This window comes from Treponema saccharophilum DSM 2985, assembly GCF_000255555.1.
GTDB classification, from domain to species: domain Bacteria; phylum Spirochaetota; class Spirochaetia; order Treponematales; family Treponemataceae; genus Treponema_D; species Treponema_D saccharophilum.
This window is the reverse complement of sequence record NZ_AGRW01000055.1, coordinates 96,433-116,579: the sequence shown is the minus strand read 5'-3', so window position 1 is coordinate 116,579 and position 20,147 is coordinate 96,433. Positions and strand designations below refer to the sequence as shown.

At 53.4% G+C, this 20,147-nt stretch carries 16 protein-coding genes; 3 read left to right on the top strand and 13 right to left on the bottom strand.

The genetic code is table 11. The annotated features are described in order from the left end of the window. The first annotated feature begins 127 nt into the window (after positions 1-127). Both ettA and TRESADRAFT_RS14340 read left to right on the top strand, forming a co-directional pair. Entirely contained in the window at positions 128-1,891 is a 1,764-nt protein-coding gene (ettA, locus tag TRESADRAFT_RS14345) for an energy-dependent translational throttle protein EttA (protein WP_002706633.1), read from the top strand. Positions 1,892-1,967: 76 nt separating this feature from the next. Continuing rightward, entirely contained in the window at positions 1,968-2,231 is a 264-nt protein-coding gene (locus TRESADRAFT_RS14340; RefSeq protein ID WP_002706631.1) for a hypothetical protein, read from the top strand. Positions 2,232-2,416: 185 nt separating this feature from the next. Here TRESADRAFT_RS14340 and TRESADRAFT_RS14335 read toward each other — a convergent pair whose 3' ends face one another. Then, the gene (locus tag TRESADRAFT_RS14335; protein ID WP_002706629.1) at positions 2,417-4,525 is read right to left on the bottom strand and encodes a DUF262 domain-containing protein; all 2,109 of its coding nucleotides are present in this window, start codon (positions 4,523-4,525) and stop codon (positions 2,417-2,419) included. A 156-nt stretch (positions 4,526-4,681) separates the two neighbouring features. Here TRESADRAFT_RS14335 and TRESADRAFT_RS14330 point away from each other — a divergent pair, with 156 nt between their 5' ends. Next, positions 4,682-5,908, top strand: coding sequence for an iron-containing alcohol dehydrogenase (locus TRESADRAFT_RS14330; protein WP_002706627.1), 1,227 nt, complete (start codon positions 4,682-4,684; stop codon positions 5,906-5,908). 84 nt (positions 5,909-5,992) lie between these two features. Here TRESADRAFT_RS14330 and TRESADRAFT_RS14325 read toward each other — a convergent pair whose 3' ends face one another. The 12 genes from TRESADRAFT_RS14325 to TRESADRAFT_RS15470 all read right to left on the bottom strand — a co-directional run bounded on the left by TRESADRAFT_RS14325 (position 5,993) and on the right by TRESADRAFT_RS15470 (position 20,099). Further along, positions 5,993-6,775 (bottom strand): SEL1-like repeat protein, encoded by a 783-nt coding sequence (locus tag TRESADRAFT_RS14325; protein ID WP_002706625.1) that lies wholly within the window; start codon positions 6,773-6,775, stop codon positions 5,993-5,995. Positions 6,776-6,931: 156 nt separating this feature from the next. Continuing rightward, on the bottom strand, positions 6,932-8,236 hold the full coding sequence (locus tag TRESADRAFT_RS14320; protein ID WP_040843361.1) for an NCS2 family permease: 1,305 nt from the start codon (positions 8,234-8,236) through the stop codon (positions 6,932-6,934). Between the two features lie 311 nt (positions 8,237-8,547). Beyond that, positions 8,548-9,129, bottom strand: coding sequence for a flavodoxin family protein (locus TRESADRAFT_RS14315; RefSeq protein ID WP_002706623.1), 582 nt, complete (start codon positions 9,127-9,129; stop codon positions 8,548-8,550). Positions 9,130-9,234: 105 nt separating this feature from the next. Further along, complete coding sequence (locus TRESADRAFT_RS14310; protein ID WP_002706622.1) at positions 9,235-10,236, bottom strand: NYN domain-containing protein; 1,002 nt, start codon at positions 10,234-10,236, stop codon at positions 9,235-9,237. Between the two features lie 54 nt (positions 10,237-10,290). Further along, entirely contained in the window at positions 10,291-11,322 is a 1,032-nt protein-coding gene (locus TRESADRAFT_RS14305; protein ID WP_002706621.1) for a hypothetical protein, read from the bottom strand. 11 nt (positions 11,323-11,333) lie between these two features. After that, positions 11,334-13,193: an adenylate/guanylate cyclase domain-containing protein gene (locus TRESADRAFT_RS14300; protein ID WP_002706620.1), complete on the bottom strand. Its 1,860-nt coding sequence runs from the start codon at positions 13,191-13,193 to the stop codon at positions 11,334-11,336. Between the two features lie 15 nt (positions 13,194-13,208). Next, entirely contained in the window at positions 13,209-15,290 is a 2,082-nt protein-coding gene (locus TRESADRAFT_RS14295) for a hybrid sensor histidine kinase/response regulator (protein WP_002706619.1), read from the bottom strand. Beyond that, positions 15,290-16,129: a CheR family methyltransferase gene (locus TRESADRAFT_RS14290; protein WP_002706618.1), complete on the bottom strand. Its 840-nt coding sequence runs from the start codon at positions 16,127-16,129 to the stop codon at positions 15,290-15,292. The genes TRESADRAFT_RS14295 and TRESADRAFT_RS14290 overlap by 1 nt, the downstream gene beginning before the upstream one ends. A gap of 11 nt (positions 16,130-16,140) precedes the next feature. Further along, positions 16,141-17,154 carry a chemotaxis protein CheB gene (locus tag TRESADRAFT_RS14285; RefSeq protein WP_002706617.1) on the bottom strand — a complete coding sequence of 338 codons (1,014 nt, stop codon included), beginning with the start codon at positions 17,152-17,154 and terminating at the stop codon, positions 16,141-16,143. A gap of 45 nt (positions 17,155-17,199) precedes the next feature. Beyond that, positions 17,200-17,727: a hypothetical protein gene (locus tag TRESADRAFT_RS14280; RefSeq protein WP_141607449.1), complete on the bottom strand. Its 528-nt coding sequence runs from the start codon at positions 17,725-17,727 to the stop codon at positions 17,200-17,202. Continuing rightward, positions 17,714-18,214 carry a chemotaxis protein CheW gene (locus TRESADRAFT_RS14275; protein WP_002706615.1) on the bottom strand — a complete coding sequence of 167 codons (501 nt, stop codon included), beginning with the start codon at positions 18,212-18,214 and terminating at the stop codon, positions 17,714-17,716. The genes TRESADRAFT_RS14280 and TRESADRAFT_RS14275 overlap by 14 nt, the downstream gene beginning before the upstream one ends. A 124-nt stretch (positions 18,215-18,338) precedes the next feature. Beyond that, on the bottom strand, positions 18,339-20,099 hold the full coding sequence (locus tag TRESADRAFT_RS15470) for a methyl-accepting chemotaxis protein (RefSeq protein WP_002706614.1): 1,761 nt from the start codon (positions 20,097-20,099) through the stop codon (positions 18,339-18,341). Positions 20,100-20,147: the final 48 nt, after the last annotated feature.

Sequence of the window (20,147 nt, the reverse complement as noted above, 5' to 3'; positions counted from 1 at the left end):
AAATCTCCGAACAGTTTTACTATAAATTGTTCATCCCCATTTGTAAACGAATCGCAAACGCAATTGCACAAAATCGCGTCAATGCCGGTCGATTAGCATTCGCGCGATTTTCCGATATACTTTCCGCATGGCAAAGACATTCGACGACAAGAAAATCATCTACACGATGGACAGGGTTTCGAGGGCTTACGGGACGAAGGTCGTCCTCAAGGACATCTCGATTTCATATTACTACGGGGCGAAAATCGGCGTTATCGGCGAAAACGGCGCGGGTAAATCATCGCTCTTCAAGATTTTTGCGGGAAAGGACACGGACTACACCGGCGAGACGAAGCTCCTTCCCGGATACACGATGGGCTATCTTGAGCAGGAGCCGTACCTTGAGCCGGGAAAGACCGTCATGGAAATCGTCCGCGAGGGCGTGAAGCCGATAACCGATTTGCTCGCGGAATTCGACAAGGTGAACGAGGCGTTCGGAGACCCCGACGCTGATTTCGACAAACTTTGCGCGCGGCAGGCGGAAATTCAGGAGAAGCTCGACGCGGCTGACGCATGGAACCTCGACGCGAATCTGGAGCTTGCGATGGACGCGCTCCGCTGCCCGCCCGCCGACCAGATTGTGGACGTCCTTTCCGGCGGAGAACGGAGGCGCGTCGCGCTGTGCCGCCTTCTCCTCCAGAAACCGGACATTCTCCTCCTCGACGAGCCGACGAACCACCTGGACGCGGAGACCGTCGCGTGGCTTGAGCGTCACCTGAAGGATTATCCGGGAACAATCATCGCAATAACGCACGACCGCTACTTCCTCGACAACGTCGCCGGCTGGATTCTCGAAATGGACAGGGGCGAGGGATACCCGTTCAAGGGGAACTACTCCGAGTGGCTTGAGGCAAAGGAAAAGCGCCTCGCGCTTGAGGAAAAGCAGGCTTCCGTCAGACGGCGCGAGATGCAGGAGGAGCTTGAGTGGATTCACGCGGGCGCGAAGGGACGCCAGGCGAAGCACAAGGAGCACATCACCAAGTACGAGGCGCTTCTTGCCGAGGAATCGAAGCGAGTGACGCTCAAAGACTCGCAGATTTCCATTCCGGCAGGTCCGCGTCTCGGCTCGCTCGTCATCGACGCGGAAAAACTGACGAAATCGTTCGACGACAGGGTGCTTTTCGAGAACCTCGACTTCCACATTCCCGCGGGCGCGGTTGTCGGAATCGTCGGGCCGAACGGCGCGGGAAAGACGACGCTCTTCAAGATGATTGCGACGGCGGCGGGACAGAAAGTCGAGATGCACGACGGAACGCAGGGCGAGGAGAAGCCGGACTCGGGCGAGCTGAAAGTCGGCGGAACGGTGAAGCTCGTCTACGTCGACCAGATGAGAAGCAAGCTCGACCCGAACAAGACTGTCTACGAGATGCTCTCTGGCGGCTCGGATTTGGTCAAGCTCGGCGCTGTTGACGAAAAGGGACGCCCCGTCAACGGAGCCGTCCGCGAAATCAACGCGCACGCCTACTGCTCGTGGTTCAATTTCAACGGTCCGGAGCAGAACAAGAAGATAAGCGTTCTTTCCGGCGGAGAGAAGAACAGGCTCAACATGGGAATGATGTTCAAGGAGGCGGGAAACGTGCTTCTTTTGGACGAGCCGACGAACGATTTGGACATCACGACGACGAGAAGCCTTGAGGAGGCGATTTCGACATTTGCGGGAGTCGTCATGGTCATCAGCCACGACCGCTACTTCCTCGACCGCATCTGCACGCACATTCTCGCGTTCGAGAACAACAGCGACGTGAACTTCTTCGAGGGCAACTGGAGCGAGTACGTCGAATGGAAGAAGAACGTCCTCGGAATCGACGACGACGTTCCCCACAAGACGGTCTACAGAAAACTCACGAGATAGCAGCGCGATTTTGGGGAACGCTTTTCCGTCATCGGGAATCCGTTCCCCAAAAAAATGCAAACAAAAGGAAGGGAACATGAAATTCAGGCGGAAGGAAACCGTAGAGGCGGTTCAGTGGACCGGAAAAAATCAGGCGGAAGTGAAGGCGTTTGCGGGTCAGTTCGCGATGTTCGACTTTGCGGACGTTACCGGAGACGGCGCGCTCGACCCGGTTCTGAAAGTGAAGTCGCGCGAGAAGATTTCCGCGGCGAATGCGGGCGACTACATCGTGCGCGGCCCAAAAGGCGATTTCTTTATAGAAAAGAAAGCCGATTTCGAGCGCGACTGGGAACAGGCTTGACCGATAAAAACGGGCGGATTTGTCCGGCACCGGCGGAATTCACTTGAAAAGGAGCCGCCCGCCGCGAACAAATCCGCTTCTAACCATATGCAAGCCGAACGGATTTCGCGGAAATTCCGTTCGGCATGAAAAAATCCAAATCAACCGTTTTCAGACAAAGCTTTTTCAAAAGCCTTATTCTTAATTCACGATTCCGCGGGCTTTTCGGGCTGAAGGCTCAGGACAAGTTCGGACTTGTCTTTGCCGTATGCGTCGAAGATTTTTTCAAGGACGCGCAGTTTTGCAACGGTACTGTTCGCCTTATAAAGGAAAATTCCCTGCCCCAGGCCGAACCATGAAGAATCGCCGTCCTTGTTGAACGCAATCTCGGCCATTTTCTTGCTGGAAGCTATCGCAATCATCGGCGCGTAATCCTCATAGAAAATCATTTTCGCGACGGACGTGTACATATCCACCCATTGGCTCGTCTTCTGCATCGGCTCGGCGGCGTACTGGAACGAAACGAGCTTCCGCCCCGTCAGGTCGTCGGCGCTTTCGAGCGTAACCTCGTCAAGCGAATCGGCAGGCGGAACGAAGTCGGTCTTGGGATACGGCCAAAGCGCCGTCATCTCCGAAACAAGCGCGTTTGTGCGCTCGTTCATCTCCGCTTCCGTCCATTTTTCGAACTTCAGGAAAATCTTGTTGATGTTCAGCCCGCTGTCGCGGAATCCGTGCTCGATTTCCTTCTTTTTCAAGAAACGCTCGTTGCTGAGTTTTGAATTGTAGCCCGTCAAAGTCAGATTCGGCAGCGTATGAAGGCGCGTCTCGAAAATCGTTTTCCAGTTTTCGCCCAAGTCGCGCTTCCAGTCGGCGGAAAGCGTCTGCGGCATGACATGCTCAACCGTAAGCCTGTTTTTCTCGTCGTCGCTGTCCATCAGCTCCACGATGTTGACGCGCTCAACGGAATCCTTGTTTTCCAGGCGGTCAAAAAGATACTGCTTGTTCTTTTTCTGCATCTTGTAGACATTCTTCTCGCGTATCGCAAGCGCAAAATCCTTGTCCGACGGGAAATCGGCGGAACCGCTCTTGCTTTCGAGCACATAAACAAGAACGGACGAATACGGGAAGCCGTTTTTGTTGAGGCGCCTTATATCGGAATCGAGCGTGCAGAAAATCTTGTTCAGAGCGTTCGTCGGAAGCGCGCACAGTATCCTGCGGAAGACGAACGACTCAACGCATTCGAGCGACTTTTCCACCTCGCTTTCGGAAATCTCGCCCTTCTCCATTGCGCTGAAAAGCGCGAGCAGGAACGGATAGCTGACGGAAACATCGATAAGCGAAAGGCGTCGCAGCGTCGCAGTTATTTTCCGCGAGACTGCCCATTCAAAATCGCCGACAAAAGAGATTCTTCCGTAAATCCGCGCGTAGAACAGCATTTCGGAAAGGAGCGAGCCGTACGAATCAGGCGAAAGCCCCTGCTTACGGACGAATTCCTTGAACGTGAAATAGACCGCGTTTATATTCGGAATGCGCTTCTGCTTGAGCGTCAGATAATGGCGCAGGAAATCGCTCACATGATAGTCGGTGAAACGCTCGATTTTGTTCCAGTATTTCTCGTAGTATTCGTTCTGCGTCTCGGCGTCCAGCCCCATCAGCATGAAATTCCGGATTTTGTCCGCCTCCGTCAAATCAAGCCCCGTCGAATTCAGGCTCTCGAATATGAGCTGCGGATTCTCGTCCTGCTCGACGAAGATGTCGATTATTTCAAGCCGCTTTATCGCGTCAACGAGTTTTTCCGGGGTGATTTCGCCGGCCAGGATGCGCGTGCAGAAATAGTCGTAGTTCTGCGTCACGTGCGAGTCGCGCTCGAATTCCTCCTCGTCGCCGTCAACGAGCTTGTCGAACGCGCGGCAGTCGTCCTTTATCGGCTTGAGCCGAAGCTTCCGCTCGTCCGAGGCGTACACGTCAACTATGAAATTCTCGCGGATGTAGCGCACGAGCATCGGGTCGGAGCAGGCAACTTTTCCCGCCGAGATAAGATTCGAAACCGCCACGAGGAGAATCGAAACAGTCGTAAGCCGCTGCTGCCCGTCGATGATGAGAAAATCAGAGCCGCTTCCGCCAGACGCCGGCGTCGAAACGATGCTCCCGAAAAAGTGCCTTTTCCGCTCCGTCTGCGAAACCTGCACGAGGTCGTCGAAAAGCTGCTTGCACTGTTTTTGCGTCCAATCGTAGTTGCGCTGGTAGACGGGGATTATGTAGCGGTTGTCCGCCCCGCTCATGAATTTGACGAGGAGCTTTGCCTGTCCGTTCATTTTTGACTCCTTTATTTTTGATACGTGAATTATAGCGGTATTTACGATTTCGATATAACCGAATTTTACAAACTGCCGGAAATAAAAATTTGCAATATTTAAAAATCGGACTTATCCTATTCTCTGTCTTAATAGTTAAAAAAAGGAGGTACTATTTTGCAAAGATTTACATTGCCCCGCGACTTGTATCACGGAAAGGGCGCGCTTGAGGCTCTCAAAAACCTCAAGGGAAAGAAGGCCGTCATCTGCGTGGGCGGCGGCTCGATGAAGAAGTTCGGATTCCTCGACAAGGCCGAGAAATATCTGAAAGAAGCCGGAATGGAAGTCTCGATTATCGACGGAATCGAGCCTGACCCGTCCGTGACGACCGTGATGAACGGAGCCAAGAAGATGCTCGAATTCCAGCCTGACTGGATTGTTGCCATCGGAGGCGGCTCACCAATCGATGCCGCGAAGGCGATGTGGATAAAATACGAGTATCCCGACAGCACTTTCGAGGACATGTGCAAGGTTTTCGGAATCCCGGAACTCCGCAAAAAGGCCCACTTCTGCGCCGTCTCGTCAACTTCCGGTACTGCTACGGAAGTCACGGCGTTCTCAATCATCACCGACTACGACAAGGGAATCAAATATCCAATCGCCGACTTTGAAATCACGCCGGACGTGGCGATTGTTGACCCGGAACTCGCCGAGACGATGCCGCAGAAGCTCGTCGCCCACACCGGAATGGACGCAATCACGCACGCAATAGAGGCTTATGTCTCAACAGCGAACTGCAACTATACAGACCCGCTCGCGCTGCACTCAATCAAGATGATTCAGGCGGATTTAGTGAAATCCTACAACGGCGACATGGGCGCGCGCGACAGGATGCACGACGCACAGTGCCTGGCCGGAATGGCGTTCTCGAACGCTCTTCTCGGAATTGTCCACTCGATGGCGCACAAGACCGGAGCGGCTTTCGAGGACGTTGGCGGCCTTCACGCGCACATCATCCACGGAGCCGCGAACGCGATGTACCTTCCGAAAGTCATAGCTTTCAACGCGAAGGACCCGACAGCCGCGAAAAGATACGCGGTCATCGCCGACTTCATGGGCTTGGGCGGCTCGACTGAGAAAGAGAAAATCTCCGCACTCATCAAATATCTCCGCGGCATGAACGACGACCTCAAGATTCCGCACTCAATCGGAACATACGGCTCCGACAGCTATCCGTGCAAGAAGGGCTTCGTCCCTGAGGACGTCTTCCTTGAGCGGCTCCCTGAAATCGCCAAGAACGCGATTGCCGACGCCTGCACTGGAAGCAACCCAAGGCAGCCGACCCAGGAAGAAATGGAGAAGCTCTTGAAGTGCTGCTACTACGACACCGAAGTCGATTTCTAGGAAGCTGAATTGCCACATTGAAAGCGAAAGCCGCCCGGATTTTTGTTCGGGCGGCTTTTTTGTCGATTTCGGCAGCCGGATTTTTCAGTCGTCGGAAATCTCGCCAGCCTGATACATGTTATAAAGCGCGAACTGGGCATTATAATCGCCCTGCTCAGCCGCCATCAAAAACCACTTCACCGATTCCTCTATATCAGCGGGCACGCCTTCCCCATCATGATACATGCAACCGAGATTTCTCTGCGCGGGCGCAAACCCCTGCTCGGCAGCCATGCGGTACCACTTTATCGCCTCAACCTTGTCCTGAGGAACGCCGTCGCCGGTATCATAATAATTCGCCATGTTGTACTGTGCGTTAACGTTCCCCTGCTCCGCAGATTTTCTGAACCATTTTATCGCTTCCGCAACATTCTTCTGAACGCCGTCGCCGGTGTCATACATAATCGCAAGATTGTATTGCGCGCGCTCATATCCTGATTCAGCGGCGGTTCGGTACCATTTCAGCGCCTTGTTTTTATCTTGTGCAGTTCCCGTTCCGTCATCGTACATCGAGCCGACGCAGAACTGCGCAGGGGCAAAGCCTTTCTCAGCCGATTCCATAAACAGCTTCGCTGCCGTTTCCTCATCCTGCTCGATTTCATCGGTTCCGCTTTTGTACAGCATGGCAAGATTGTACTGCGCGCTCGCGTTTCCCTGCGAAGCACATTTTTCATACAAGCCGACAAGATTTCCCGAATTCTGAACAGCAGCGCCGTCCACATTCATCAAATCGAGAACGAATTTCCCGCAGGAAGGGCATTTTTGCGCGCCTCCAGGCAGATTGCTTTCTGGCGGCTCAAATTCAGCACTACATGACGGACATTTCATACTTTTTCCTCCAAAAATCATCATTGCATAAAAAAACTCCCAGGCAGACCACAACCTGTCTGCGACGCGCGATTATAAACCCTGATTCCCGATTTTGCAAAAAAAAATCCGCCTGTTTTTATCAGGCGGACTTGCAGTGCAAATAGCGCGGATATTTTATTTCATCGCCTCAAAAATCACGTCGAAGAGGAAAATCGCGGCGAGAACCCATGTGACGAGCGGGATGTCCTTTCCTTTGCGCGCAAAAATCTTGCAGAGAACGTAGGAAATGATTCCGAACGAGATTCCCTTTGAAATCGAATAAGCGAACGGCATAGCCATTATCGTGATGAACGACGGGATTCCCTCGGAAATGTCCTTGAAGTCGATTCCCATGACGCTCCTCATCATCAAAAATCCGACGAAAATGAGCGCGGGAGCTGTCGCAGCGGACGGAATGAGCGCAAAAAGCGGGCTGAGGAAAAGCGAGACGAGGAAAAGGAGCGCGGTCACGACGGAAGCCAATCCCGTCCGCGCGCCGGCAGCGACGCCCGATGAGCTTTCGACGAAACTCGTGACGGTCGATGTTCCGAGACACGCGCCGAAAACGGTTCCCACGGCATCAGCCATCAGCGCGCCCTTCGCGTTCACGACGTTTCCTTCCTTGTCCTTGAGGTTCGCCTGCTCAGCGACGCCGAGAAGCGTTCCGATTGTGTCGAAAAGGTCGGTGAAGAGGAACGTGAAGAACACGATGAAGAATTTTATCGTGAGAACGCTCTTCCACTCGAAGCTGAAGAGAAGCGGCTTTTCCGGAGCGGAAAGCGGATGGAAGCCTTCCGGAATTTTCGTCACGCCGAACGGGATTCCGATTATCGTCGTTATGATGATTCCGACAAGAATCGAGCCTGGAACTTTGAGCGTATAAAGCGCGATTGTGATGACAAGCCCGATGAGCGCGACGATTGCAGAAGCGTGCTCCATATTCAGGTTAACGAACGCAAGCGGAGTCGCAGCGTCCCCGTCGATAATTCCGGCGTTCGACAAACCGATAAGCGTTATGAAAAGCCCGATTCCGACGGCGACAGCTTTCCTCAAGTTGACGGGAATCGATTTTATGATTGCCTCGCGGATTCCGAAAAGCGACAGTATGATGAAAAGCGCGCCTTCAAGGAAAACGGCGGTCAGCGCGAATGACGGAGAGCATTTCATTCCCAAAACGACAGTGTACGTGAAGAACGCGTTCAGCCCCAATCCTGGCGCGAGCGCGACAGGAAGGTTCGCGGCAAAAGCCATGACAAGCGTCGCCACGCACGAGCTGAGCGCCGTCGCCGTGAAAACGCCGCCCCACGAAAGCCCCGCAGCGGAAAGAATGCCCGGATTGACGGCAAGAATGTAGCTCATCGCGAGGAATGTCGTTATTCCTCCGACGATTTCGCGGTTCACGGTCGTTTTCCGCGAGTCCAGCTTGAAAACTGATTCCAGAATCATTTTCGATTCTCCTTAAAAAATGAATTTCAAGCCCCCATTCTACAAAGGAGGATTTATCGGGGCAAGCGCGCTTGCGAGGTGTTTTTCGTTCTCAGTTTGGATTTGTCGGGGCAGGCGTGCGCCGGTTCGCGCGGCGAACCTTCCGTGCCCGGGAGGGCGGTGCCGGGGGTGTTTTTCGTTCTCAGTTCGGCTTTTGTCGGAGCAGGCAGGCGACGGGACGCGGCTCCACGGATTTTTTATGAAATCCTGAACCGGAATCTGTTTCGGAAGATGCGGAAACAGGATTTCATATTTTTGCCGAAATGCTATCTGATGAAATTGGTGAAGATTTTCTTTTCGGCTTCGGGCTGAGCGACGCCGGATTTTTTTCCGGCTTCGATGCTTTTCAGAATCCACGCCATGTTGCGGCCGAGCGTTCTCAAAATCTGAAGCCCTTCCTCGTCTTTCATCACGTCGTCGCCGTTCGAGCCGTGAATCATGTTCCAATAGCGGGACGTGACGACGGGCTGCTGCGCATATGTCGTGTATTTGTTGAGGACATCGAGACACGCAGTCGTTCCGCCGCGGCGGGCAACTGTCACGGATGCGGCTGGCTTGAAGCGGACGGCGCCCTCGCCTTTCCAGTAGAAACGGTCGAGGAAAGCGATAAGCTCTCCGCTCGGGGAAGCGTAATAGACTGGCGAGCCGAGAACCATTCCGTCAGCTTCCTTCATTTTTGCGACAGCCTCATCGACGAGCGCGTCGATTTCTCCGGTAAGGGCACGCCCTCCGACCCAGAAAATCTCCGAGTCGATTCCGCTCGCCTCAAGTTCCTTCGCGACAACGCTCAATGCAGTGTACGTGCTGCCCTTCTCGTTCCGGCTTCCGTTGAAAAGAATGACTTTCATTTTTCCTCCTAAAAATATGGGAATCCTAAAAAACGCAGAACTCCATGCGGAGAAATGTACATATAAACCGCAAATCAGGCAAATTTTTCCCGCGACGATGACGGCTCATTCCGATTCGGGCACTTCCGCGCCGGAAACAATCTCGACGTTCTCGGCTTTTCCGTTCCGTTCCTTCGTTGATTCGGCGACGTAATCCGGCTCGCGCACGGACTCGAACCGGACTTTCATCCCCTTCCTGATTTTCACCGTGCTGAATTCCTTCCTCAAATTTCCCTTCCAGAAAAAATAATCCTTGCCATCGTCCGTTTTTATGAACCCGTAATTCCCGATTATCCGGACAACGACGCCCTCAAGCATCGAATCGGACGAGGCGGATTCCTTTCTGATGACCATGTAGTTCGGCGGCGTCTTGTCGTCGTGCTCCATGTCGTATTCGTCGGCGAACGCCTCAAGAAGCTGCTTGCACGTCCTGTATCCGTAATCGGAATAGCTGAAATCCGGCTTGAACGACTTTATCGATTTCGCGATGTTCGTGAGCGAGACGTAACCTTCCTCCGTTTTCGGCGACGAATCGTACGCGAGGGAAAGCAGCGTCGAAAGCGTGAATTTGTTCATGTCGGAATCCTCGTGCGCGGGAACTTCCGCAAGCTCGCTCAGAAGCGCGTCGTCGATGTTCCGCAAACGCTCGATGTACTTGAAATCGTTGCACGCGTTCACGAGAATCGAATCCGCCTTCGCCTTTTTCTCCTCGCCGATTCCGAGTACTTTCTTCCCGAGTTCCCGAAGGCGGAGCGCGAGCGGCGCGTATCCTTTGTCCGACGCGACGATGCAGAACGTGTCGATGTCGGCCCGCTCGGAGGCAATCTGAATTGCGTCCATTATTATCGTTTTGTCCACCGCCTGCTGCTCGCCGTTGTGGAACTGCTGAATCGCCGTTATCGGCTGGCGGGAAAGAAGGCTTTTCCACGGTTTCGTGTTTTCGATTGACCAGTCGGCATAGGCGCGCTGGATGACAATCGAGCCGTGGTTCTTGACCTCGGAAAGGATTGATGTTACATGTGCCGCGGAAATGTTCTCCGCATCAAAAAAAATCGCTATGTTCGCCATAAAACTTCCAAAATAAAAACATGCCCCGGAAATTCTGTTTCCGGGAAAGAAATATCAGAAACAATACCCGTACTCAAAAACGGGAATAATCCGCTCGATTCCGCCGACAAAGCGCTTCTGGACGCCGCGCGCGCGGAAAAAACCCCGCCGAAGTTTTTTCCCTTCCATCGTCTCGGGGCTGCGCTTCACAAAAAAATACGCCCTGAACGAAAAGCCGTCAGAAGAGCGTTCTCCGTCGTCCTTCGCAAAAACGACGCCGTCCTCGGTGAACGCGACGGGAACGAACGAATCGACGAAAACGATGCTTTCCTCGGGGACGAGATACGGATTCTCCAAATCCTCCGCAAAAAGCGCGCTGACAACGTCGTCCTTGCCCACGCCGAATTTTCTGACGGCGAATTCCGTCGCGACGAGCCGCAACCGGGCGTTGTCGCGGGACGGATACTCCGAATAGCGCCTGCACAGCCGCTCAATTTTCTCGGTGCCCTCCGACTGAAACGCCTCGTCGATGGACTGGTCCTCGTTTTTGGAAGCGGACTGCTCCGTTTTCGGCGAACGCGATTTTTTTTCGGAGAAAGGCGCAATCAGTATTCCGGCATTCATTCGCACGAAATTATCGTGCGAGATGAACCCGTGCTCGATTCCCGCGTTGACCTCGAATCCGACGTGGCTGCTCACCCATGCGCCGATTTTGAATCCGAAGTTGAAAATGCAGTCGATTTCGTTGTTGTTGAAATCGTAGCATTGCGAAATCCCCGTGTTGAGGAAAAAAAGGCTCGTCTCCATCCCGTACCGAATGCTATTGTGCGGCACGCCGCCGTAACGCGCGAAATCGTGCATGCAGAAAAGCGAAAACAGCGTCGTCCCGCGCAAATCATCGCCGTCGAACCCCTCGTCCATAAAAAGGGAGAATCCCGCGGAATTCGAGAAATTGTCGGCAAGCGAGCCTTCGATTTTCTGCCCGTCGACGCGTGTCGCGAACCCCGCCTTGTCGAAAATCGCGAAACTGAAATCGTCAAAAACGCCCGCGCCGGCGGAAAACGCGAGGAGCAAAAAAAGCGCAATGAAAAAAAACAGCCGTCTCATACACCCCGCCGTCATTTCGTCATGAACGCAATCGCGCCGTCCCATTTTTCCGGCGGAGATGCGATGAACTCGGCGCAGCGGGAACGCATGAGGCTTGCGGCTTTGTCATTCGGCGCGGCGGAAAGCGCCTTGTCGAAATAATCCTTTGCGAGGTTCCAGATTCCCTGCTTGTAAAGCCCCATTCCCTTGATGTAGTAATCCTTGTACGCGGCAGGAAATTCGTTTTCGTCGCGATCGACCGCGTAAATCGGCACTGCCGTCGCCTTTCCTTTCACGCGCACGTCGTCAAGATGGCGGAACGCGAACGCATTCTCGCCGGAACTTTTCAGGACGTCGTCGAAAACGCTTCCGCTTACGAGCACCTGCGTTCCGTATGTTTTCGTCAATCCTTCTAGGCGGCTCGCAAGGTTCACGTTGTCGCCGATTACGGAATAATCCGTCTTGTCCTTCGAGCCGATTGAGCCGACGATGACATCGCCGTAGTGGATTCCGATTCCGATGTTGAACGACATTCCTTCAGGAAGAACGAGGTCGCCGATATCGACGGACGCAAGCGCGCTCCTCATCTCGCACGCCGCGGCAACTGCGCGGCTTGAGTTGTCCTCGTAGCTGACCGGCGTCCCGAATTCCGCCATAATCGCGTCGCCGATGAATTTGTCTATCGTGCCGCCGTGCTTTTTTATGATATCGACCATTATCGAAAAATACCTGTTCAGGAACGAGACGATTACGTCAGGCTTGTTCCGCTCGCTTATGTTCGTGAACGAGCGGATGTCGCTGAACAATATCGCGACCGCCCTCGTCTCTCCGACGCCGACCTTCTCATCCGTGTTGTCGACCTGAAGGACGAGGTCGTCGATTATCTGCTCGGGAACGAACCGGCTGAACGCGCGCCTAATCCTCCGCTCGAAAAACATCTTCTTCTTCACAATCAGCACTTTGTCGAAGAGAATTCCCGCATTTTTCACGCAGAACTCGAAAACATCCTGCTTATCAAAGGAAATGTTCCCCTCCGCGACGACGTGGACAGTTCCGAAATAGCTTCTCTCGTCGAGCGTGCGCAAATCCGCGCTCTCGTACGATGAAAGCTGGACAGTTTTCGTGTAGAACCGGTCCAAATCAGGGCGCGGCTCGAACAGGAGCGGCTGGACTTTCGCGACATTGTAGTCGGGCTGGATTTTCTCGAAATCTGTCGCGCAGACGCCCATAAAATCGTCGATTTCGCGATTCCCGATGTTGCTCGCGTGCAGGCAGTATCCGTGCGGCCCGTCATCCTCGACGATAAAAAGCCCCGCCATCGGAACCTCGCACACTTCCACGATAATCGAGAGAAATTCGCGCACGACATCCTCGACAGATTCGATTATGTCGAAAATCTGTATTATCCTCGTGAGAATCATCGAGCGGAACGAGTCGGAGCGGAGGATTTTTACCGCATTTTTGAAAAGCACCCCGTCGTCAATCTCCTTCCGCGCCTGGACTACCGCAAGCCTGTCAACGCGAAGCCCGGAAATCTGCACAAGTTCCGCGACGCTCATCGACATCGTGTTCTTGTCCATCAGAAGGAAAACGTCCGCGCCGCAGTTCTGCGCCAGCTCCTCGTCAAACGGAAACGGCGTCGTCGCGTACATGCCCACGGAAAGCCCCTTCAAACACGAAATCGTGCGGACAATCCTGACGACCTCATAGCTTCCGGGGTTGTCCAGTTCCGCATTGAGAAGGAAAAGGTCGGGAACGGATTCGAGAAGCATGTAAATCGCCTCTTTTCCGTCCGTCGCGAACTGGATTCCGTATTCATCTCCGTCAAGCGTCGTCGCGAAAAGTTTCTGAAGCGTGGCGGACGGCTCAAGGATTACAATCTTTTTTGACATTTTTTTCTCCTGACTCTAGCGGACCAATTCCTGCACCGCGCTTATCAAGTTTCCGCGTTTGAAATCGCCTTTCGCGATAAACGCATTCGCCCCGGAACGCTCGAACTGCGCTTTTATCTCAGGATTCTGGTCCGCAGAAACGACGATTACGGGAACAGTCTTGTACTGCTCCATGCGCCTGATATTGTCGATGAGGACAAGCCCGTTCATTCTCGGCATATCCTTGTCCGTAAGAACCAAATCGTACTGCTTGCGCTTGAGCGACTCGAGCGCGTCGATTCCGTCCGTCGCGGTATCGACTGAAAAACCGCCGTTCTCCAGAATCGACTTTTCGATATGCCGCGTCGTGTCGGAATCATCGACAACGAGAATCCAGATGTTCCGCTTTTTCGTCGCCGCCTCGTATTTCTTTATGTCGTATCCGCGGAGCGACTTGAATTTTTTCAGGATGTCCGGGACGTGCAGAATCGGAACGATGTCGTAATGCTCGTCGAATACGATTCCCTGCAGAATCGAGAAATTCTTGAACGCCTTCGGGAGCGGCTTTACGACGAGCGAGACGTACTGCTGAACCTGCTCAACGATTATTCCGATTCGCTGCTCCATGTATTCGGCGATGAGAATCGAATCGGCATCGTAATTCTTGAACCCGCGCTGCTCCGTAAAAAGAGACGAAAGGGAGAAGCACGGGATGAGCTGGCTTTCGAGCCGTATGTAGCGCTGGTTCTGGAGCGTTATGTACTCGCTTCTCTTCCGGTAGATTATGTCCACGATATGCTGCGACGGGACGAGGAATTTGTCCTTGTTCGAATACACGAAAAGCCCCTGCAGCGTAGAAAGCGACATCGGGATGCGAAGGATGAACGCCGTGCCTTTTCCCGGCTCGCTCTCAATCTTTATGCGTCCCTTTATCCGCTCGACGTTCGTCCACACGACATCAAGCCCGACGCCGCGCCCCGAAATTTCCGTCACCGTGTCGCGCGTCGAGAACCCCGATTGAAACAGGAACTGCGAAAGCTCCCTGTCAACCATCTCGCTGATTTCCTCTGCGCGCTCCGGGTAGACTTTCATCGCCTTTTCCCTAATCCTCGCGAAGTCCAATCCGCCGCCGTCATCGCTTACAGTAAGCTCGATGTGCTTTGATGAGCGAATGCACTCAATCCGTATCGTTCCCTGCCTTTTTTTGCCCGCCTTCTCGCGCACTTCGGGAAGCTCTATTCCGTGGTCGAGCGCGTTGCGGACGAGGTGCATGAGAATATCGCCGAGCTGCTCAAGGATAACCTTATCTATCGCGATGTCCGTTTCCGGAATGTCGCAGACGACTTCCTTCCCGAGCTGCATCGCCTCAAGCGCGATTTTGCTCGAGAACGGGCGCAGGACGATTTCAATCGGGAGCATCCTCAAGTCGAAAACACGCTCCTGCACGCTGAAAATCGAAGTCTCAAGCGCGAAAAGGTCGGACTCGAACTGCTTGCGTATCTTGGAAAGCTCGTGGTTTCCGATTTTCTCCTCAAGGCGGCGGATTTCGTCGAGCTGGTGCTTCAGGCGGAATTCCCGCGTTATCATCGTGTCGAAGGAACTTATGATTTCGTTCACGCGCGAAAGCTTTATTCGTATCGACTGGATATCGGAAACAGGCGCATCGTCCTCGGCGTCCTCGTCGCTTTCCACGCGGCTGACGTCCGCCGTGAACGCGTCCAAATCGACAAGCTCTCCTGCCGCAATCTTGTCACAATACTGAAGATAGATGTCGATGTTCATCGCGTCGGAACCGGTGCGCTTGATATGCGCGACGCATTCCATAATCTTGTCCGCGACGACGGAAACGAGCTGGACGAGCCGGTCGGAATTCCGAATCTTTCCGTCCTTGACGCTTTTGTAGACGTCCTCCACGGAATGCGACAACCGCTCCACGCATGAGAAACCGAGCATCCTCGAATTTCCCTTCATCGTGTGGAGGTTCCGCAGAAGCCGGGAGAGAATTCCCTCATCTTTCGGCGCGGCTTTCAACGCAAGCACGTCGTTCTTGAATTCAACAATCAGCTCTCCGATTTCAGCAATATAGCTTTCGGTTATGTCGGACGAAATCTTCGCCATCACGCTCCCCCTTTTTTCCGGAAATAGAAGACGCTGCCATCGGAAATCTTATCGAACGAATCCGGCATGACTGTCGCATCGAGCTGGGCAATCTCGCTCATCGAGACGAACAGGCATCCTCCTGGTGCCATGCATTTTTCAGATATCGCGCGCAAAATCCTCGCGCGCAGGTCCTGGCTGAAATAAATGAAGACGTTGCGCAGAAAAACGATATTCTGACCGTGCGGAAGCAGCGCATCGGAAAACGGCGAGTCGATTTCCGCGAGGTTCAGCTTCCGCGTCTTTATGCACGAGCGTATTTCGCTCCCGAATTCGATTTTCCCGCCCTCTTTTGTGTACGGCCTGAGAAGATTCATGAACGAGCAGCCGTCGACGGAGCGGATCGATTTCGAGAGGAACACGCCGCTCTCGCAGTGCCGCAGGACGCGCGAATTGATGTCGCTCGCCGTAATGTCCGCGCGGACGCCGGCATCTTTTGCCAGAAGCGCAAGCGAATACGCTTCCTCCCCGAACGAACACGCCGCGCTCCAAATCTTAATCGGAACGGAACCGAAATTCGCTTTCCAAATAGGAAGAAGCTTGTCGCGCACGAATCGGAACTGCCGTTCCTCCCTGAAAAAATACGTTTCGTTAACGGTGCTTTCGTCAACAAGTTCGGAAAAAATATCGTTGTCCGAGACAAGAAGCCTCTTATATGTCGCGAAATCCGCATTCATCGAAGACAATTTTCGCTCAAGGTAATCCCTTATCCCTTTCCGATGAGACGACCGCGGAATGATTCCGATGCGGGCTGTTATCATCTCGACAATTTCCTCAAGTTCCAATTCTGATATCATCATTCACAACTCCGTCAGTTAGAAACAAGAGATACTATGCGGGCGGCAATTCTTCCCCTCGGAAGAACCTCGCGCGCGCCTCCTTCCTCGATTGCAGCCGCCGGCATCCCGAAAACGGCACAAGTCGACTTGTCCTCAACTATTGTCCATCCGCCGCTGTCGCATATATCGCGGCATCCCAACGCGCCGTCGCGCCCCATCCCCGTAAGCAGGACGGCAAGGCACGATTTCTTGTAGAAATTCGCCGCGCTCCTGAACATCCTGTTCACCGCAGGACGAAGGAACCGCTCCGGAGGCGCATCAGAAATCTTTATTACCGGATGACCATTGTTCTTCACGAACGCTATCTCAAGATGCCTGTCCGCGGGAGCCATGTACACGATTCCGGGAAGCGCCTCGACGCCGTCCTCCGCAAGCCTGACCGAAATATTCTGGCATGACGAATCGAACCAGTTGACCATGTTCCTGTCGGCACCGATTTCAATATGCTGCGTGTAGAAAACCGGAAGCGGGAAATTGTTTCCAAGTCCGCGCAGAACCTCAAGGACTGCGGTCGGCCCGCCGGTAGACGCTCCGATGCAGAGAATCCTGAACGGCCCGGAATCTTGGGCGCACGAGGATGAATTCCTTCCCGATTTTTTCCCGGAAGAGCAGATTGGGCCTGCGATGCGTGTGAGCTTCTCCATCATCTCGGAAAAGAATCCGTCCTTGTAGGAATCAAGGCTCGGCTTCGTCATAAAATCGGAAGCCCCCGCAGAACGGGCGTCAGCCATCGCGGAGGAATTCTCAGAAAGAATCAGCACGGGAATTTTCATGTCGCCGGAAAGAATTTTCGCCGCCTTCAGCCCGTCCATTTCCGGCATGTCGATGTCGCTTATAACTGCATCCGGACGTTCCCGCACAGCGCTGTCTATGGCGCGCCGCCCATTCGATACGGACGCGATTATCTCCACGTCGGGAATCTTTGTGAGATTCTGAGCAAGAATCGCGCGAATCACGGCAGAATCGTCCGCGATTATGAGTTTCATGTCCCCTCCTTTTCCACATCAGTCACAAAAGAAAATCCCCATATCTCAAATTTTGCGGTTCCGCGCCTTCAATTTCAGCGCGCCCGTAGAAAAGAATTTTCTGAGCAGCATGTCCGGAGAAACGACCAGCTGCGTCCGCCCGATTCCCCCTCCGTTGAACGACACAGCGCATATTCCGCACTCGAAAAGTTTTTCCCGAATCCCGAGCGGAGGAAGGCGCAGCGAGTCAAGCGCTATTATATTGCTTGAAATCGCCGCATTCACGGAAAGCGCAAGGCTTCCGCTTGCAGGAAAAGCTGTGTTTGTGTAGTCGATTATCTTTCCGCGGACTTCCTTGTCGAAATCGCTGTTGCGCATGACGATTACGACGTTGTACGATTCCGCGGGCGCGCAGGAAAACGTGCTCTCAAGCAGTCCGCCGATGTGGATATGCGGAAGCGTCTCCCTGTTGAACACGAGGCTGTTCGCCTCCTTGTCAACCTCAAGGTACATACCCGAAATCACGTATCGGCTTTGGATGAGAAAATCGACGGAATCGTATGCTATGCATGTAAAATGATCACGAACTTCCAAGGTCTTTCCTTATCAGATTCTCAAAAGAATTCGGGTTCAGCGCGGGAATTTCCTCACCGCCGTATCCGAATGTACCGAGAAAAAATCCGTCCTCCCCGCCGCCGGGAATCAGATTCAAATCAGAATCCTCGACTTCGGTAAAAAAAAGGATGTCCGAGATGTGGAGCGACAGCTGGTCGTCGACCCGTTTCAGAATCAAAAACAGCGGCTCGCTCGGCGGAGTCGTATTCTCGACGCCGATAAGCGCAAGGGGATTCACCACGGTAAAAGGGTCGCCGCGCCTGTTCAGGACGCCCTCGATATATGGAGGCATGAACGGAAGCCGATAGACGGAGACGTCCCTGATTATCTCCAGAACATCCGCAGACCGCACCGCGTATTTTTTTCCGGAAATTGCAAAGACGAGCCATGTCGTCATGCGCTTCTCGTCTTCCACCTCGACTTTTACATCGTTCTCGCCGATTTTTTCGATAAGCTCTTCGTTCATTTTTCCGTTTCTCCCCGTTCGACAGAAAAATCCGCCGGTAATAATTGAAATGCGGTGCCCAAAAACGCGCTTTCCGGGCGTTTCCGAACCCGCCGACTGTGGATAACGACGTTATCGAACAAGCCTATTTGTTCAGCTCTTCGGCAATCTTCTTGAGGTTCATCGACGCTACGGAAATGTTCTCCGTCGCCGCGCCGAAATTCTCTACGCCGGCAGAAATCTGCTTGAGCGTTATGAGCATCTGCTCGCTCGCGACCGCCTGCTGCTGGATTATAGTCGTTATGTCCGCCGCGCTCGACGCCGTTATTTCCGAAGCGTTCTTTATGTTTGTGAACCGCTCCTTGAGATTCTTGGCGCTCTCGCATCCTTCGTTTATCTTCTCGGTGCCGCTTTCGCTTGCAAGGATGAGCGAATCGGAAGATTCCTGAATCTCGTTTATGCGCTCCTTTATTTCCTTCGTTCCGTCGATGATTCCGTCGGCAAGTCGCCTAATCTCCGTCGCGACGATGTGGAAATTCTTTCCAGCCTCGCCCGCGCTCGACGCCTCAAGCTCCGCATTGAACGCGATTATCTTCGCCTGGTCGGCGACAGAATTGATGAGCGTTACAATATCCCAGATGTTCTCGATTTTGTCGCCGAGCATTTTTATGCCGCTTATCGTCCCTTGGTTCGCTTCCGCAATCTCGCGGAGCTGGCGTACGTTCTGGTCTATGTACGAGACGCCTTCGGAAACGTCGTCGCTTGTTTTTGTCGCCACGCCGGAAACATCCTTTATCTTCGTCGCGATGTTCTCCGACAGGGAGTTGTTGTCCTCCATCGTCGCGACAATCTCCTTTACCGCCGCGCTCTGATCCTGCGCGGTCGCCGCGTTTTCCTTAGAGGCCACGGCGAGATTCTGCGTCTCGACAATAAGCTTGCTGCCAAGCCCGTGCTCTTTCGCGCGCATATTTCCCATGACGTACATGTTTATCAAAGTGCAGATTGCCCCGATGAGAAGCATGAAGCATAGAATCACGATGACCTGAACCTTGAATTTCGCGTTGAAGTCGGAAACCGGGCCTTCGACAACGGCAAACCACGGCGACGTCCCGATTGGCGCGACCGCGTAATACCGCCCGTTCTTTATGAACGCACGCTCAAGCCCGTCAAGATAGCCTGCGACATCGTATCCGCCGAGCTCGGAAATCGACGATTCCTGAATGTAGTTCCCCTTCATTATTTTTGAAGCATCATCGTTCGTAAGATACAATCCTTCGGAATTGACGATATGAACTTTTCCGTGCGCGGAAACATAGACGTCGAAAACGGCATCCTTGAACATATCCAGATTGAGGTCAAGCGCCGCAACGCCGAGAAAATCTTCTTCGTTGTTGTAGACCGCCTGCGCGAACGTCACGCACAGATTCCCCGAGCGGTAATCGACATACGGCTCGGTGTAGGTGAAATCGCCTGCATTCGCCTCCGCATCCTTAAACCACGAGCGCTCCATCGGCTCCCAATCTTTATCCGGCTCCCAGTCGAGATTGTTTATGAAAAATCCGTGCCGGGAGAACCGCGATTCCTTCGTCGAATAATAGAAAAGCTCGGACTCGCTCAAATCGGACGAAAGCCCCTTGATTACGCGCCGGAGCACTTTCTCCTCGTGAATTTCAGAAACGATAGCCTGCCAGTTCGCAAGCTTGTCGACGCTCGGCTGAAGGCGGTCGATTATCTGGTTGCTCAGTTTTCTTGCGGCATTTCCGGCAGTCGTCATCACGTTCTCGTTTATGATTTTCATGGTCAAGCCGGAAAAAGCAATGCTCGCAAATATAGCGACGATTGCAGGAGGAAGGATGCTCGCGGCAAAAAGCTTGGGCGAAAGCGAAAACAATTTGAATTTCTTCATAAAAGCTCCACTTTGGTGATGGAAAAAATAAGCATACAAACGATTTTT